This window comes from Polaromonas sp. P1_E12, from assembly GCF_056405975.1.
The window spans coordinates 78,190-92,332 of sequence record NZ_JBFUBB010000009.1 but is presented as its reverse complement, the minus strand read 5'-3'; the positions used below and the strand labels follow the sequence as shown (position 1 = coordinate 92,332).

The following is a 14,143-nucleotide window of genomic DNA, read 5'->3' as shown; positions in this document are numbered from 1 at the left end:
TTCAGGTTGGCATTGTGGCAAAAGAAGCCGCAGGCAAGGTCATAGACGGACTGGAGGGTGCGAATATGACAAAAAATTCGTTTCCCTCAATGCCGCTGCGCTGCACGCGCTGGTAGCCGATCAGGGCGCCATAGCGTTCGCACAATTCACGGCAAATGTACAGGCCCAGCCCGCTTGAGCGGCTTTCAGAGGAGAAAAATGGTTCGAACAGGTGTGTTTGCACGGTTTGCTCCATGGGTTGGCCATCGCTCCATACGGACAGACGGGCCTGCCCGGGCGTAACGAGCTGGGTGGAGACTTCAATGGCGTGAGAAGATGTGCTGGCATAACGCAGGGCGTTGTCCAGCAGATTGACCATCAGGCGGCGCAAATGCTCGGGCTCAAAGCACACAACGGCATTACCTGAATCTGCCGTGATCTTCATGCGTCGGGACGCTTCAGTCTGCCCTGCCCAGTCCGCGGTAATCTTGTGAGCGGTTTCGTCCAGTGCCAGGGTGGTGGTTTGTGGCGAGGGCAGGTGCGCCTGGGCACGTGAAATGTTCAATACCTCATCGACGATTCTGGCGAGACGTTGCGCATTTTGCCGGATCATGCCTGTGAGCTGGCGGTGCGGCTCGTCTTGCAGGTCTTCTTCCAGCAAGGCATTGGCTTGAGAGATCGCCGCCAGCGGATTCCTGATTTCGTGTGCCACTGCGGCCGACATGCGTCCCATGGCTGCCATCTTCTCGGTCCTCACGCGGGCCTCCATTTCACGCAGGTCCTCCAGGAACATTACACAAAGGCTTTCGTGGGTGCCATTTTTCGAGGCGGCAAGACGAGTGCGTACATGAAGCCGCCGGGTATTGCTGCCCGGGTATTCAAGGCTGATGTCCGCTTCCTGGGGGGTTTGCGTGCTGAACGTGCTGTGCATCAGTTCCGCCAGGGGCAACCAGGCCGCCTCCATGACGAGGATGAAAGGCGCGCTGCGAACTGAATCCCGGGCTCCCAGCAGGCGCCTGGATGCCGGATTGGCCGACCGGACGATGCCGTTGATATCGACCACCAGCACGCCGTCGGCCAAGGTTTCAATGACCAGTTCGTTCACCTGCGTCTGCATGCGCGCGGCGGACTGGCTGCGTTTTGCCAACTGCTCTTCACGGGCCAGCCGCAAGGCGAGGTGGTTCGCAAGCAGCGCGACCAGGAAAAAACCGGAACCGCTCAAGCCCGACTGGAGGAATCGGGCATTGAAGTCGCCCAATACCTGAAGTGAGCTCCACCAGGCGTCGGCCAGAAGCAGCAAGGTCACGCTGGCTGCGGTTCCGAAGGCCAGCAAAATCGGTCCAAGGATGGAGGCAAGGAGCACCGGCAGGGCAAACAGCGGCGTGTAGTTGATGCCGCTCGATTGCAGGAAATTGAGTGTGGAGAACGTGATGACGTCCACGCCGATGGTCAGTAACCACTGTGCGTCAAAGGTGCTTCGTGGTGGCCGCGGTTTGGCCCACAGGCGCACGGCCAGTGTGGCGCACAGGTAGGCGATGCATACCCCAATCGACCAGCGGTTGGTGATGTTGCCCAGCGCGTAGATAACCGCCTGAAGGATGACGAGTACCGTGGCGATGGCAACGCGTGCCGTCATGAAGACACGCCACAAACGGCCGAAGGAGCCCAGTTCGGGCACGGTCTCCCACGCGCCTGATGCCTTGCCTCCCGTTTCAAACCAGTGGGATGGCGTGCTCATTGGGGCCTGCTAACACTATGTTTGCAAGATGCGTTGCGCTCAAAAAGGCCTTGAGCAAGGCGCAAAACGCAGGCGGGGTAGACCCCGTCAAGGCTTTGCAACGCCGCGCAAGGCCTTTTTGATCGCAACCCGGAGGGAATGGGGTGAAAACGGCGCCACTCGGCGTTGCGCTCCTCACCCAGACTCCCGGTCTGGGATTCGTCGCGCGCCTTGATTGGCGCCGTTTTCACCCCATTCGCATTTGTAAACATAGTGTTGGCAGGCCCTAGTCTCCTGCCTGGCGGCGATGCGCGTCACTGCAATAAATCCCCTTGCCGCCTGTCAGGGCGTCGGACTTCGGCAAATGCACGTGGCAGACATCGCATGCGATCATCTCCGCAACGGCCGTTTCGCGGCCCGGTGCCTGGCGGGGACGGGCAGCCGCCGCATCGTTTCTTTCCGCATCGCGGTTGTGACGCCAGAGCCAGAAAACCACCAGCACGAATCCCAGGACCAGAAGGTATTTCATGCCCGCCTCAGAATGACTTCAAGTACAAAGCGCGAACCGGCGTAGCCCAGCAGCAGCAGGCCGGAGCCCAGGTACAGCACACGGACGGCCTTGCGGCCACGCCATCCGAGGCGCGCCCGGCCGATCAGCAGGCCGGCAAACGTCAGCCAGGCCAGGACCGAAAACACGGTTTTATGGTTCCATTTCCAGGCCAGGCCGGGCCCGTAGAGTGTTTCGGCGAACAGCCAGCCTACAAACAGCGTGGCCGACAGCAATACAAAGCCGGCCTCCACGAAGCGGAAGGTGAGCCGCTCCAGCGTCAACAGCGGCACACCCGCATCGGTTTGTGCGGCCAGCCGGATGGAGCGCTCGGAGCGCGTCATCAGCCAGCCGTGCACCACTGCGGCGGCAAACAGCCCATAAGACGCGATGCCCAGGGCCCAGTGCAACGGCAGCCAGGGGGACGCGATGGCGTGATAGGTGGTACCGGGGAAAATGACCGTCAGGATGACAGCTGCGCTGCCCAGCCCTGCCAACGCCCAGTGGGCCTGGAGTTGTGGAAACAGGCGGCTTTCGATGGCGTAAACGGTCAGCACCAGCCAGACCGTCATGGACAGCGCCGGTGCAAAGCCGAAACGCGGGGGCTCGCCCAGCAGGCCATCGGCCAGCGCCAGCGCGTGCAGCAGCCAGGCCGCCAGCAGCAGGCCGCGGATGGCGGCGGGGCCGAGGCGCGGGGAGCCCAGTGCCAATGCAGCGTAGGCGACGGCAGCACCGGCTGCCGCTGCAAGACCCCACCAGTCGCTCAAAGCTAAAATCATGGCTAGAGTTTAGCCTTTACTGCCTCTTTTCCCCCTTTCTGGCAGCCTTCCGCTGCAGCCTTTCTTTTCCACCTAACTGCGCCGCGTTCGTGGCGCCTTCCCATGGCCTCAGCTCTTACCGACAAGTTATCCCGTCTCGTCAAGGAAATGCGAGGCCAGGCCCGCATCACCGAATCCAACGTGCAGGACATGCTGCGCGAGGTACGCATGGCCTTGCTCGAGGCCGACGTTGCGCTGCCGGTGGTGCGCGACTTCATTGCCCGGGTCAAAGAAAAAGCGCTGGGCCAGGAAGTGATGGGTTCTCTCTCGCCGGGCCAGGCGCTGGTGGGCATCGTTAACAAGGAACTCGCCGCTACCATGGGCGAGGGGGTGAGCGATATCAACCTGGCAGCCCAGCCGCCGGCGGTCATCCTGATGGCCGGCCTGCAGGGCGCGGGTAAAACCACCACTACCGCCAAGCTGGCCAAGCACCTGATCGAAAAGCGCAAGAAAAAGGTGCTGACCGTTTCAGGCGACGTCTATCGCCCGGCCGCCATTGAACAGCTCAAGACGGTCACCAAACAGGCCGGCGCCGAATGGTTTCCCAGCACGCCTGACCAGAAGCCGGCCGACATCGCGCGAGCCGCCATTGACTACGCCCGCAAGCATTTCTTTGACGTGCTGCTGGTCGATACGGCTGGCCGGCTGGCCATCGACGAGGCCCTGATGGCGGAAATCAAGGAGCTGCATGCGATCCTGAACCCGGTTGAAACGCTGTTTGTGGTCGATGCGATGCAGGGCCAGGATGCGGTCAACACCGCCAAGGCCTTCAAGGAAGCCTTGCCGCTCACCGGCATCATCCTGACCAAGACCGACGGCGATTCGCGCGGCGGTGCGGCGCTCAGCGTGCGCCAGATCACCGGCGCCCCCATCAAATTCTCCGGTACCAGCGAGAAAATCGACGGCCTGGAGGTGTTCGACGCCGAGCGCCACGCCGGCCGCATCCTCGGCATGGGCGATATTCTGGCGCTGGTCGAGCAGGTGGCCGCCGGGGTGGACATGGCCTCTGCCCAGAAGCTCGCCGCCAAGATCAAGTCCGGCGACGGCTTTGACCTCAACGACTTCCTGAGCCAGTTGCAGCAAATGAAGAACATGGGCGGGCTCTCCAGCCTTCTGGAAAAGCTGCCCGCGCAAATGGCGGCCAAGGCTGGCCAGGTCGACATGGACAAGGCCGAGAAAGACATTAAGCGCAAGGAGGGCATCATCCAGAGCATGACGCCGCTGGAGCGCCGCAAGCCCGAACTCATCAAGGCCACCCGCAAGCGCCGCATTGCTGCCGGTTCCGGCGTGCATGTTCAGGAAGTCAACCGCCTGCTCAATGAATTCGAGCAGATGCAGGGCATGATGAAGAAGATGAAAGGCAGCGGGATGATGAAAATGATGAAACGCATGGGCGGCATGAAAGGCATGCCCAAGTTTTGATTGATTCGATCTTTAAGTGAAAAATGGCTGCAGCCCAATAAAGACGGGCGCAACCAGCTCCTGAATTAATAGCGTTTGCCTGTCATGAAAAAAGCCGCTTCAAGCGGCTTTTTTCATGGGTTGCCCTGAAGTCAGGCCATTCTCAGGCCGCCTTCAGCCGTGGCTTGGCCAGCCGGCTTGCATGCAGCCAGGCGCGTCGCAGCACCGCCGGCGAACGGGTTTCTTCCGGGATCAGCAGGTAGTTCTGCGCACGCAGGGCCGTGCCCACGCCTACCTTGCTGGTGAGCACCGTCATCGGGATCGCCAGCAGCAGCGGCAGGCCGACCGGGATCAGCCAGATCAAAGCCCGTGCATCGATCACGGCAATGCCGACAGCCAGCAGCGCGATCACGCCGGACATGGGCGCCAACTGCGCCAGCGCATGGCGCCAGGGCACAGCGGCCGCTTCGCGCGGGGGCGATTTCCATTCAAGCTTCAGGCCGGTGAGGGCCACCACCACAAACAGCGAATGCGCGAGCATGCGGATGGGTGCCTGCAACAGCGCGATCAGGGTTTCAAGCAAAGCGCTGCGCAGCAGGGCGACGGTGCCGCCATAGGATTGCTGCTGGCGGTTGACCAGCACGGCCACGATGCCCAGGATGCGCGGCAGGAACAGCATGCACAGCGTCCAGGCCCAAAGCGACATCAGCTCGCCGGGAAGCAGCGTCCAGTCGGCAATCATCGGCGAGCCGGACAGCCACAGCGCCGTACCCAGCGTGAGAAAGCACAGCCACAGCGGCGCCGACAGATACGCCATCGCGCCCGTGCCGAACATGGAGCGGTGTACCGGGTGAATGCCCGGCTCGGCGATCAGGCGCGAGTTTTGCAGGTTGCCCTGGCACCAGCGGCGATCGCGCTGCAGCTCGGCCAGCAAATCGGGCGGCTGCTGCTCGTAGCTGCCCACCAGGTCACCCACCAGCCAGACGTGGTAGCCGGCGCGGCGCATCAGCGCGGCCTCGACAAAATCGTGCGACATGATGCTGCCCGCCATGCCGCCCGTGCCCTTGATATGCGCCAGCGCGCAATGCTTCATGAAGGGCTCAATACGGATGATGGCGTTGTGGCCCCAGTAGTGGGACTCGCCCATCTGCCAGAACTGCATCCCCAGCGTGAAGAGGCGCCCGGTCACGCGTGAGGCGAACTGCTGCGCCCGTGCGTGCAGCGTGACGTGGCCGATGGCCTGGGTTGCGGTCTGGATGATGCCGGCCCTGGGATTGGCTTCCATCAGCTTGACCATGGAAACCAGGCAGTCGCCGCTCATCACGCTGTCGGCGTCCAGCACCACCATATAGCGGTAATCCTTGCCCCAGCGGCGGCAGAAGTCGGCCACATTGCCGGCCTTGCGGTCGGTGCGGCGTTTGCGCAGGCGGTAATAGACCTCGATCTGCGGCTGGTCGGGGTGTCCGGCCAGCTGGGTGCGCAGGTCTTCCCAGGCGGCGCGCTCGGCCTGGATGATGGCCGGGTTGCTGCTGTCCGACAGTACGAAGACATCAAAGCTCTGTACATGGCCGGTCATCGCGACCGACTCGCAGGTGGCGCGCAGGCCGGCGAACACGGTGCGTACGTCTTCATTGCAGATCGGCATGATGATCGCGGTGCGTGTGGACGCATCCAGCGGGTAGTGCTGAACCTTTTTCGCGGACAGCGCGTGTTTGTCACCAAAGATCGTGACGTAAAAGCCCATCATCGCCGTCATGAAGCCGGTCACTACCCAGGCTGACAGAAGGGCAAACAGGCTGATCTGGCCGTACTGCAGCCAGGCGTTGTCATAGTCGGGCTGCATGTCCGCAAAGATGCTGGTTGCCAGCACGGTGCTGATGACGGTCAGCAGCAGGAACACCGTGCGCCGGCGCCGGGCAGCCTGCTGCCAGCGCTCAAGCCGGGGGGCAGGCAGGCGATGGGATGGTGCCGGCGCGGAAACCCGGAATATCGACAGCATGGGCAGCAGCAGCGCGGTGGCCATGCTGTTCCAGAAGCCACGCCAGGGCCGGGGCACCATGGAGCCGCGATTCAGCGGTGGCGCCGTCACCGAATTGGGGTGGCGTTCCTCGCGCAGGGCGCTGCGTGCAGCGGATGGAATCAGAGTGTGATCAGGTTGGTCCATGTTTCGCTCACAGTGTGGTTGTCATGTTTGAGGAAGGCGCGCAGCTCAACAGGCTGGGCCGGGTTCAGCCGCAGCACGCGCAGCGTCATGCGCCATGCGCCGGTGGCGGGATTCTTGTAGGCCATGCTTTCGAGCACACGGCCATTGGCGTTGGCGCTGGAGATGGCTTCGACCTTGGCGTCCTCGGGCAGCGCGTCCAGCGCCGGGCCGGCAAAGTCGATGACGTACTGGACCTGGCCCGTGAGATCGGTTCCGGCCTTCGAGTACCCGGTGCCGCGGCGTGATTGCGTGACCCAGCTGTTGGGCGGCAGTTGCTGGTTCTTGCCCTGCCAGCTGATTTGCCAGGCGATGTCCAGCGACTGGCCAGGTGCTGGCATTTTTTCGGGTACCCAATAGGCCACCACGTTGTCATGGGTCTCATCCGGCGTGGCAAATTGAAACAGCTCGACCCGGCCGGCGCCCCAGTCGCCCACGGGCGTGACCCAGGCGCTGGGCCGCGTCTCATAGCGAGCTTCGGTGTCTTCGTAGTTGGCAAAGGCGCGGTCGCGTTGCATCAGGCCAAAGCCCTTGAGCGACTTCATGGCGAAAGACGTCACCAGCGGGGAGGACGGATTTTGCAGGGGCCGCCAGAGCCATTCACCGTCACCCGTAGCCATCATCAGGCCGTCGGAGTCGTGCACTTCGGGCCGGAAATCGCCGGGGCGGGGCTGGTTTTCGCCAAAGAAAAACATGCTGGTCAGGGGCGCGATGCCCAGCGAGGTCACGGGCGCGCTGTTGCCGGAGGTTGTGGCCGGGCGCATGAAGATGCGCGCCTGTACATTCGTGGTGGTTTGCTCGCCGGCCTGGATGTCGAACCGGTAGGCGCCTGTCATGCGCTCCGAATCCATCACGGCAAAGACGGTCAGCTGCTTGCTGTCGACTGCAGGTTTTTGAAGCCAGAAATCCGTGAAACGGGGAAACTCTTCCTTGGCTCCGCCCGCACCGCCTGCGGTGTCCACCGCCAGGCCGCGTGCCGAAAGGCCGTAGCGCTGACCCGATCCCAGCGCCCGGAAGTAGGTGGCACCGGTGAATACCACCAGTTCATCCTTGTAGGTGGGTGAGTTGAGGTTGCTGAAAAAGCGCGCGCCGCCGTGGCCCAGGTCACCCCAGGTCTCGGGTGACAGTTTGTTTTTTCCGAAATTGAATGTGGCGGGGTCGTAAGGCAGACGCTTCACGCCCACTGTCGTGATTTCGTGAATGCGAACCGAATCACCGTGCCGGCCGACATGGAAAAAATTCGCTTCAAAGGGAAGTTTGTCGGTACGCCACAGCGTGCTGGCGGCGTTGAACCGGATGTCGCGGTAGTCGTCGTACGCCATCCTGGCGAGCTCGGTGGGCACCGCGTGGGACGCTTCGCGCCAGGGCGCTTGCGAGCGCTGGCGCGCGATAGCGGCCACATCGTCCAGATCGAAGGCATGCGCCTGGCCCGCCGCGAGCGTCAGTGCTGCAAGGCTCGCGCAGGCCGCGATACGGGCCCGCAGGAGAAAATTGAAGCGGCGCTTGGGGCCGCCGGAGGATGCCAAAAAAGGCAGGAAAAAAGCTGGCATGCCATGACTAGGGCAAACCCTGTGCCAGCTTCGAAAAATTGTTTTAAATCAACAAGTTGGGCGTGATACTTGATTTAACCAAATGTAATCCGGCTCAAAAGCGCCCAGAATCGCGGGTTTTGTCGCCGGTGAGCGACAACTTCCGCAGATGGCTCGATTAAATCCTTTTAAATCAAAGGCTTAAACCTGTCGCCAACCAGCGACGGCCCACGGCGGCACAGCGACAAACCCAGGTCGAACCGGAGCTCCTGGAACCTTTTTACGGTCTAAACCTTGAAGTGTCCCGGCGTGAGCCCGTGCTTTTGCATCAGGCGGTAAAACTCCGTGCGGTTCCGGTCGGCCAGCCGGGCCGCATCGGCCACGTTGCCGTCCGTCAATTTGAGCAGCCCGACCAGGTAATCCCGCTCGAAGTGTTGCCTGGCTTCCGCATAGGTGAGCACTTGCACGCTGGGTGAGCGCAAGGCCCGCTGCACCAACGCCAGCGGCACCAGCGGGGTGGTGGACAGGGCACAAACCTGCTCCACCACGTTGTAAAGCTGGCGCACGTTGCCTGGCCAGGCGGCCGTGGTCAGGGCCTTGAGGGCCTCGGGTGCGAAACCGCTCAGGCGCTTGTCGTACTTGGCGGCCAGTTTGAGGAGAAAGTGGTTGGCCAGCAACGGGATGTCTTCGCGGCGCTCCGACAGCGGGGGCAAGGTCAGCGTGACGACGTTGAGCCGGTAATAAAGGTCGGCGCGGAACTGGCCCTCAGCCATGGCAGCGTCAAGGTCGCGATGTGTGGCCGAGATGATGCGCACATCCACCGGAATCGACTGGCTGGAGCCCAGCGGCCGCACTACGCGTTCCTGCAACACGCGCAGCAGCTTGACCTGGAGCGCGGGCGGCATGTCACCGATTTCATCGAGCAGCAAAGTGCCGCCGTCTGCGGCCTGGAAAAGGCCTTTGTGATTGGCCACTGCGTCGGTGAAGGCGCCCTTGACGTGGCCAAACAGCTCGGATTCCAGCAAAGCCTCGGGGATGGCGCCACAGTTCACGGCAATAAAGGGCTTGCTGGCCCGTGCGCCTGCCTGGTGGATGGCCTGGGCCAGCAGCTCCTTGCCGGTGCCGCTTTCACCGCGCAGCAGCACGCTGGCGTCCGACTGCGCCACCATGCGCGCTTCAGCCAGGGCTTCGGCCATGCGGCTTGAGCGGCTGATGATCTGGTTTTGCCAGGCTTCGGGGCTGCCCTGTTTGGCCGGGTTCGCGGGGGCACTCAGCGCCAGCGCCTGGGCAATCTTGTCGAGCAGGCTTTTGCCGTCAAAGGGCTTGGTGAGATAGGTGAACACGCCGCGTTCGGTGGCTTCCACGGCATCAGGAATGGTGCCATGCGCAGTCAGCAAAATCACCGGCAGCGAAGGATGCTGCTGGCGTATGTCGTCGAACAGCGCCAGGCCGTCCCGGCCGGGAAGCCGCACATCGCTGAGTACCAGCTGCGGCCGTTCAATATGAAGCTGCGTCAGCGCCGCTTCGGCCGACGTGACCGCCGTGACGCGATAGCCCGCTGCAGTGAGCCGCATGGTGAGCAGGCGCAGCATGTCGGCGTCATCATCAACGACGAGCAGGTGGGGCGCTGTCAGGGCGGAGTCGCTCATGGCGCGGTGGGGCGGGCCCGGCTGGCAGGGGGGATGGGCGCCGAGGCTGTTGCCGCCGGCTGCCGGCTGGTGAGGCTGCGCTCAATGGCCTTTAGCGCCTCCAGCCGCTCGTTGGTCTGGTCCAGCCTGCGCTGCGCATCGCGCAGTTGCTGGCCTTGTTTGTCAAGCTGCTCTTCCAGGCGGCGCTGTTCGGCATAGCGTGACGCCAGCAGCCTTGCCAGCGGATGCAGCGGCTGGGCATCGGCATTGCCCAATACGCGGGCCAGCAGCTCCTGCGCACGTATCAGTTCGGGCAGCTGCCGCAGTTGGGCCAGCACCAGTGAGAGCTGGAGTTGGGCCTCGGGGCTGGCGGCGTCTCCGAGCCGCCCGGTTTCCTGGGTGAGTTCCGGCGGCTGCATGAGGCGTACGCGCTCGGCGTAAGCCAGCATGCGCAAGGTCATGCCGCTGGCAAAAACGACCGATTCCGGGAGCGGCGCAGGTTGGCTGGCGCTGGCCCGCGCGGCTTCGGCAGCAGAGGCCGCAGCCCGGGCTGCCAGGACGGCTGCGGTGTTGGTGCCACGCTCGGGGGCGGGGCCACCGCTGCTGCACGCGGCCAGCAATGCCGACGTCACCAGGGCCGGCAGCAGGCCGCGCCCGGAGAGGTGGGTCGCAGGCGGAGGGGGAAGAAAATCAGTACTTGGAAACATGAGGAAGCTCTATTCTGAAGTGTGCGCCAGGTTGATCGGGCATCAGGACGATGTTTCCGCCATGTGCGGCAATGTATTCGTGAACGATGGACAGGCCGATACCGCTGCCCCGAACCACGTCGACCGGCTGGCGTTCACCGCGGTAAAAGGGCTCGAAAATCCGTTCGCGGTCGGCCTGCGCCACACCGACGCCCTGATCGTGGATGTCGATGCGGACGAAACCCCGCAGCGGACTCAGTTCCAGCCGGATCTGCCCTTTGGGTGGTGAATAGCGGATGGCGTTGGACAGCAGGTTGGCCAGCGCAGTGCCGATTTTTTCGGGATCGATTTCCATCACAACGGGTTCACCGACGACGCTGACCGTCAGTTCCCGTGCGCGCCACTGCAGGCGCTGCGCGTACACCTGCTCCTCGAGGAGTTGCAACAGGTCGACATTCTGGCGATTCAACTGGCGCGCCTCGAACGCGGCCGTATTAAAGCGCAGCAGGTCTTCAATCTGGCTTTGCAGTACGCCGGTGTTGTGCCTGAGGATTTGCGCTATTTCGCGCTGGTCATTGCTCAGCGTGCCGGCTACGCCGTCTTCCAGCAGCGACACCCCTTCGCGCAGCGATGCCAGCGGTGTTTTGAGTTCGTGCGAAATATGGCGCAGGAAACGCGATTTGTCGGCGTCCAGCTCCACCAGCCGCAGGCGCAGCCAATTCAGCCGCTGCCCCACCAGGGCCAGGTCGGCCGGTCCCTGGATGGTGATGACCTGGTCGAGCCGGTTTTCCCCCAGGCCCACGATGGCGTTCTCCAGGCGCCTGAGCGGCAGCGTGAACCACACGCCGAATGCCAGCGCCATGGCGATAGCCAGCACGATGGCCCAGGTTACCTGCTGGGTCAGCCGCTGGCGGCTGGCCTCAAGTTTGCCTTCCAGCGACCTGTTGCGTTGCTGAATCGCCTGTTGCACCTGCACGGCGATGGCGGCATTGACACTTTCCAGTTCACGGAATTCCTGCGCCAGCTGGCGCTCCCGGTCCAGCGCGGTACCCGCCGGGCCGGTCAGCAGATCGCCGATGCTCTGCATGTGCGCGCGCCATTGCCGGGCTTTGGCAACCGGTACGTCTTCTCGCGCCAGACTGGTCAGGATGCTCGCGGCTTCACGGGCCTCGTCACCGAAGCGCTCACGCAATACCCGGTCATCGAGGACGACCGACTGGCGGGATGTGCGCTCCATCGATACGCTGCGCTCGGCCAGGGACTGCGCCGCGCTGCTGAGTTCGAGGGCACGTGCGGCATTGCTGCGGCTTTGCAGCGAAAGGTCTTCCAGGGTAAACAGCGCCCGCAGCGAGGCGGCGCCCAGCAGGGCAGCAATCAGCAGGAAAGCGATCACCAGAAGTTGCCGGAACGAAAATCGTTGCAGCATGCGTGTCGAGTGCTTGAGCAACGCGGGCGGTCTCAGGCCGCCACGGCGACGTCCTGCGTCAGGACTTCGCCGCGCAGCGAACGCTGCGTGGCCTGGGTGATGGTGATGTCCAGCATCTGGCCGATGAGGCGCGGTTGGCCCTTGAAGTTGACCACGCGGTTGCACTCCGTGCGGCCCATGAGTTCGGTCGGGTCCTTGCGCGAAGCGCCTTCAACCAGGATGCGCTGCACCGTGCCCTGCCGGCTGGCGCTGATGGCGCGCACGCTGTCGTCAATCGTGGCCTGCAGGTGTTGCAGACGCTTGAGCTTGACCTCGTGCGGTGTGTCGTCATGCAACGCGGCGGCGGGGGTGCCGGGGCGCGGGCTGTAAATGAAGCTGAACGAGGTGTCGTAGCCGATCTCGTCGATCAGCTTCATCATCTTGCCGAAGTCGTCTTCGGTCTCGCCGGGGAAACCCACGATGAAATCGCTGCTCATGGCCAGATCCGGGCGGATGGCGCGCAGCTTGCGGATGGTGCTCTTGTATTCCATGGCGGTGTAGCCGCGCTTCATCGCCATGAGGATGCGGTCGGAGCCATGTTGCACCGGCAGATGCAGGTGGTTTACCAGTTTGGGCAGCTTGGCGTAGGCGTCAATCAGGCGCTGCGTGAACTCGTTGGGGTGGCTGGTGACATAGCGGATGCGTTCGATGCCGGGGATGTCGGACACGTATTCAAGCAGCGTCGCGAAGTCGGCGATCTCGGCCGTGCCACCCATGGGGCCACGGTAAGCGTTGACGTTTTGCCCGAGCAGCGTGACTTCCTTGACGCCCTGGTCGGCCAGACCGGCGACTTCGACCAGCACGTCCTCAAAGGGCCGGGAGACCTCTTCGCCACGGGTGTAGGGCACCACACAGTAGCTGCAGTACTTGGAGCAGCCTTCCATGATGCTCACGAAGGCGCTGGCGCCCTCGACGCGCGCCGGCGGCAGGTGGTCGAATTTTTCGATCTCGGGAAAGCTGATGTCGACCTGCGGCTTGCCCAGCCGGGTCCGGTTGGCCAGCAGCTGCGGCAGGCGGTGCAGGGTTTGCGGGCCGAAGACCACGTCGACATAAGGTGCGCGCTGGATGATGGCCGCGCCTTCCTGGCTGGCTACACAGCCGCCGACGCCGATCAGTACGCCTTTTTCTTTCAGGTGCTTGACGCGACCCAGGTCGCTGAAAACCTTCTCCTGGGCTTTTTCGCGCACGGAGCAGGTATTGAACAGGATCAGGTCGGCCTGTTCCATGTCCTGGGTAGGCTCGTAGCCTTCGGCGGCATGGAGCACGTCGGACATCTTGTCCGAGTCGTACTCGTTCATCTGGCAACCGAAGGTTTTAATGAAGACTTTTTTGCTCATGATGCTGGCTGATTTGCGGTTTGTCCGCGGGCTGATGGCGATTGCTATTAAATTAATAGCTGCTTGCGCCCATGTTTAAAGGGCATCAGACTGATTTTGCTTAAGGCTGTGAGCGTTACTGCTTGTAGGCAGGTAACTGGTCGTACGGCGTCTTGCCGTTGTCTACTGCCTTGGCAGGGGTGCCGCTGCTGAAATTGAACACCGTGCCGGTGCCGCCCGCCCGCTTTTCCTTGGCCTCTTCCGCGTTGAGGATCCAGACCTCATGCACCTCGCCGGTGTTGCTGCGCAGGTAGTTCACCACCAGCTTCTGGTTCAGGAGTGCGCCGGACAACACGAAATTGTTGTTGATGTCGCGTATGCGTGAGCCTACGGAGAGCCTGTCCTGCTTGCCGTCCATGGAGATCACCGGCGGCGCCACCACCACCATTTCGCCGCGGACGGCCTTGGGAGGGAATTTCCGGATGTTGGGTTTGACAGCCTCGGCGGGATCGGTCTGGGCCAGGGCTGGCAGGCTCATCAGGCCGGCAAAAGCAGCCAGCATCATCAGGAGTGCGGCCAGGCGGGAAGTGCAGCGGTTCATGGTATGTGTCCAGAGGCTGTTAATAAATAGGAGAATAACAAAGAACAAAGCCTCAGGGGGAAGGACCCTCTGAGGCTTTGACGCATTCTTGGTGGTCGTAGGTGGACTTGAACCACCGACATCAGCATTATGAATGCTGCGCTCTAACCAACTGAGCTATACGACCGAAACCCAAGATTATAACTATAAAAGCACCCCCGTCCAGGCTCACTGCGTGTAGCCTGTTCCCCCCTCAAGGGGCGGCGCCTGCGGTCTG

The 14,143-nt window shown here is 62.8% G+C and carries 11 protein-coding genes and 1 tRNA gene; 1 reads left to right on the top strand and 11 read right to left on the bottom strand.

Annotated elements, in window-relative coordinates:
• Position 1 precedes the first annotated feature (1 nt).
• The 3 genes from AC1D13_RS21650 to AC1D13_RS21640 form a co-directional block, all read right to left on the bottom strand.
• The gene (locus tag AC1D13_RS21650; RefSeq protein WP_457281063.1) at positions 2 to 1,717 is read right to left on the bottom strand and encodes a two-component system sensor histidine kinase NtrB; all 1,716 of its coding nucleotides are present in this window, start codon (positions 1,715 to 1,717) and stop codon (positions 2 to 4) included.
• A gap of 265 nt (positions 1,718 to 1,982) precedes the next feature.
• The gene (locus AC1D13_RS21645) at positions 1,983 to 2,225 is read right to left on the bottom strand and encodes a PP0621 family protein (protein ID WP_457281062.1); all 243 of its coding nucleotides are present in this window, start codon (positions 2,223 to 2,225) and stop codon (positions 1,983 to 1,985) included.
• Complete coding sequence (locus tag AC1D13_RS21640; RefSeq protein ID WP_457281061.1) at positions 2,222 to 3,022, bottom strand: cytochrome C assembly family protein; 801 nt, start codon at positions 3,020 to 3,022, stop codon at positions 2,222 to 2,224. The genes AC1D13_RS21645 and AC1D13_RS21640 overlap by 4 nt, the downstream gene beginning before the upstream one ends.
• Before the next feature lie 102 nt (positions 3,023 to 3,124).
• Between AC1D13_RS21640 and ffh the strand changes: the two genes are divergently transcribed.
• Positions 3,125 to 4,483: a signal recognition particle protein gene (ffh, locus tag AC1D13_RS21635; RefSeq protein ID WP_457281060.1), complete on the top strand. Its 1,359-nt coding sequence runs from the start codon at positions 3,125 to 3,127 to the stop codon at positions 4,481 to 4,483.
• 142 nt (positions 4,484 to 4,625) lie between these two features.
• Here the strand turns inward: ffh and mdoH are convergent, their stop codons facing one another.
• From mdoH to AC1D13_RS21595, 8 genes are all read right to left on the bottom strand, one after another.
• Complete coding sequence (gene mdoH / locus AC1D13_RS21630; RefSeq protein WP_457281059.1) at positions 4,626 to 6,626, bottom strand: glucans biosynthesis glucosyltransferase MdoH; 2,001 nt, start codon at positions 6,624 to 6,626, stop codon at positions 4,626 to 4,628.
• Positions 6,602 to 8,212, bottom strand: a complete 1,611-nt coding sequence (locus tag AC1D13_RS21625) for a glucan biosynthesis protein G (RefSeq protein ID WP_477690273.1) — start codon at positions 8,210 to 8,212, stop codon at positions 6,602 to 6,604. The genes mdoH and AC1D13_RS21625 overlap by 25 nt, the downstream gene beginning before the upstream one ends.
• A 266-nt stretch (positions 8,213 to 8,478) precedes the next feature.
• Complete coding sequence (locus AC1D13_RS21620) at positions 8,479 to 9,840, bottom strand: sigma 54-interacting transcriptional regulator (protein ID WP_457281057.1); 1,362 nt, start codon at positions 9,838 to 9,840, stop codon at positions 8,479 to 8,481.
• Positions 9,837 to 10,526, bottom strand: coding sequence for a hypothetical protein (locus AC1D13_RS21615; RefSeq protein ID WP_477690272.1), 690 nt, complete (start codon positions 10,524 to 10,526; stop codon positions 9,837 to 9,839). The genes AC1D13_RS21620 and AC1D13_RS21615 overlap by 4 nt, the downstream gene beginning before the upstream one ends.
• Positions 10,510 to 11,931, bottom strand: a complete 1,422-nt coding sequence (locus AC1D13_RS21610; RefSeq protein ID WP_477666637.1) for a sensor histidine kinase — start codon at positions 11,929 to 11,931, stop codon at positions 10,510 to 10,512. The genes AC1D13_RS21615 and AC1D13_RS21610 overlap by 17 nt, the downstream gene beginning before the upstream one ends.
• 32 nt (positions 11,932 to 11,963) lie before the next feature.
• Entirely contained in the window at positions 11,964 to 13,307 is a 1,344-nt protein-coding gene (gene miaB, locus AC1D13_RS21605) for a tRNA (N6-isopentenyl adenosine(37)-C2)-methylthiotransferase MiaB (RefSeq protein ID WP_457281054.1), read from the bottom strand.
• 115 nt (positions 13,308 to 13,422) lie between these two features.
• Entirely contained in the window at positions 13,423 to 13,887 is a 465-nt protein-coding gene (locus tag AC1D13_RS21600) for a hypothetical protein (protein ID WP_457281053.1), read from the bottom strand.
• An 89-nt stretch (positions 13,888 to 13,976) separates the two neighbouring features.
• Positions 13,977 to 14,053, bottom strand: a tRNA-Met gene (locus AC1D13_RS21595).
• Positions 14,054 to 14,143: the final 90 nt, after the last annotated feature.

Bases quoted from the DNA above. Each gene is read 5' to 3' on its own strand.
- AC1D13_RS21650 (WP_457281063.1), bottom strand. From the start codon at position 1,717: ATGAGCACGCCATCCCACTGGTTTGAAACGGGAGGCAAGGCATCAGGC.
- AC1D13_RS21645 (WP_457281062.1), bottom strand. From the start codon at position 2,225: ATGAAATACCTTCTGGTCCTGGGATTCGTGCTGGTGGTTTTCTGGCTC.
- AC1D13_RS21640 (WP_457281061.1), bottom strand. From the start codon at position 3,022: ATGATTTTAGCTTTGAGCGACTGGTGGGGTCTTGCAGCGGCAGCCGGT.
- ffh (WP_457281060.1), top strand. From the start codon at position 3,125: ATGGCCTCAGCTCTTACCGACAAGTTATCCCGTCTCGTCAAGGAAATG.
- mdoH (WP_457281059.1), bottom strand. From the start codon at position 6,626: ATGGACCAACCTGATCACACTCTGATTCCATCCGCTGCACGCAGCGCC.
- AC1D13_RS21625 (WP_477690273.1), bottom strand. From the start codon at position 8,212: ATGCCAGCTTTTTTCCTGCCTTTTTTGGCATCCTCCGGCGGCCCCAAG.
- AC1D13_RS21620 (WP_457281057.1), bottom strand. From the start codon at position 9,840: ATGAGCGACTCCGCCCTGACAGCGCCCCACCTGCTCGTCGTTGATGAT.
- AC1D13_RS21615 (WP_477690272.1), bottom strand. From the start codon at position 10,526: ATGTTTCCAAGTACTGATTTTCTTCCCCCTCCGCCTGCGACCCACCTC.
- AC1D13_RS21610 (WP_477666637.1), bottom strand. From the start codon at position 11,931: ATGCTGCAACGATTTTCGTTCCGGCAACTTCTGGTGATCGCTTTCCTG.
- miaB (WP_457281054.1), bottom strand. From the start codon at position 13,307: ATGAGCAAAAAAGTCTTCATTAAAACCTTCGGTTGCCAGATGAACGAG.
- AC1D13_RS21600 (WP_457281053.1), bottom strand. From the start codon at position 13,887: ATGAACCGCTGCACTTCCCGCCTGGCCGCACTCCTGATGATGCTGGCT.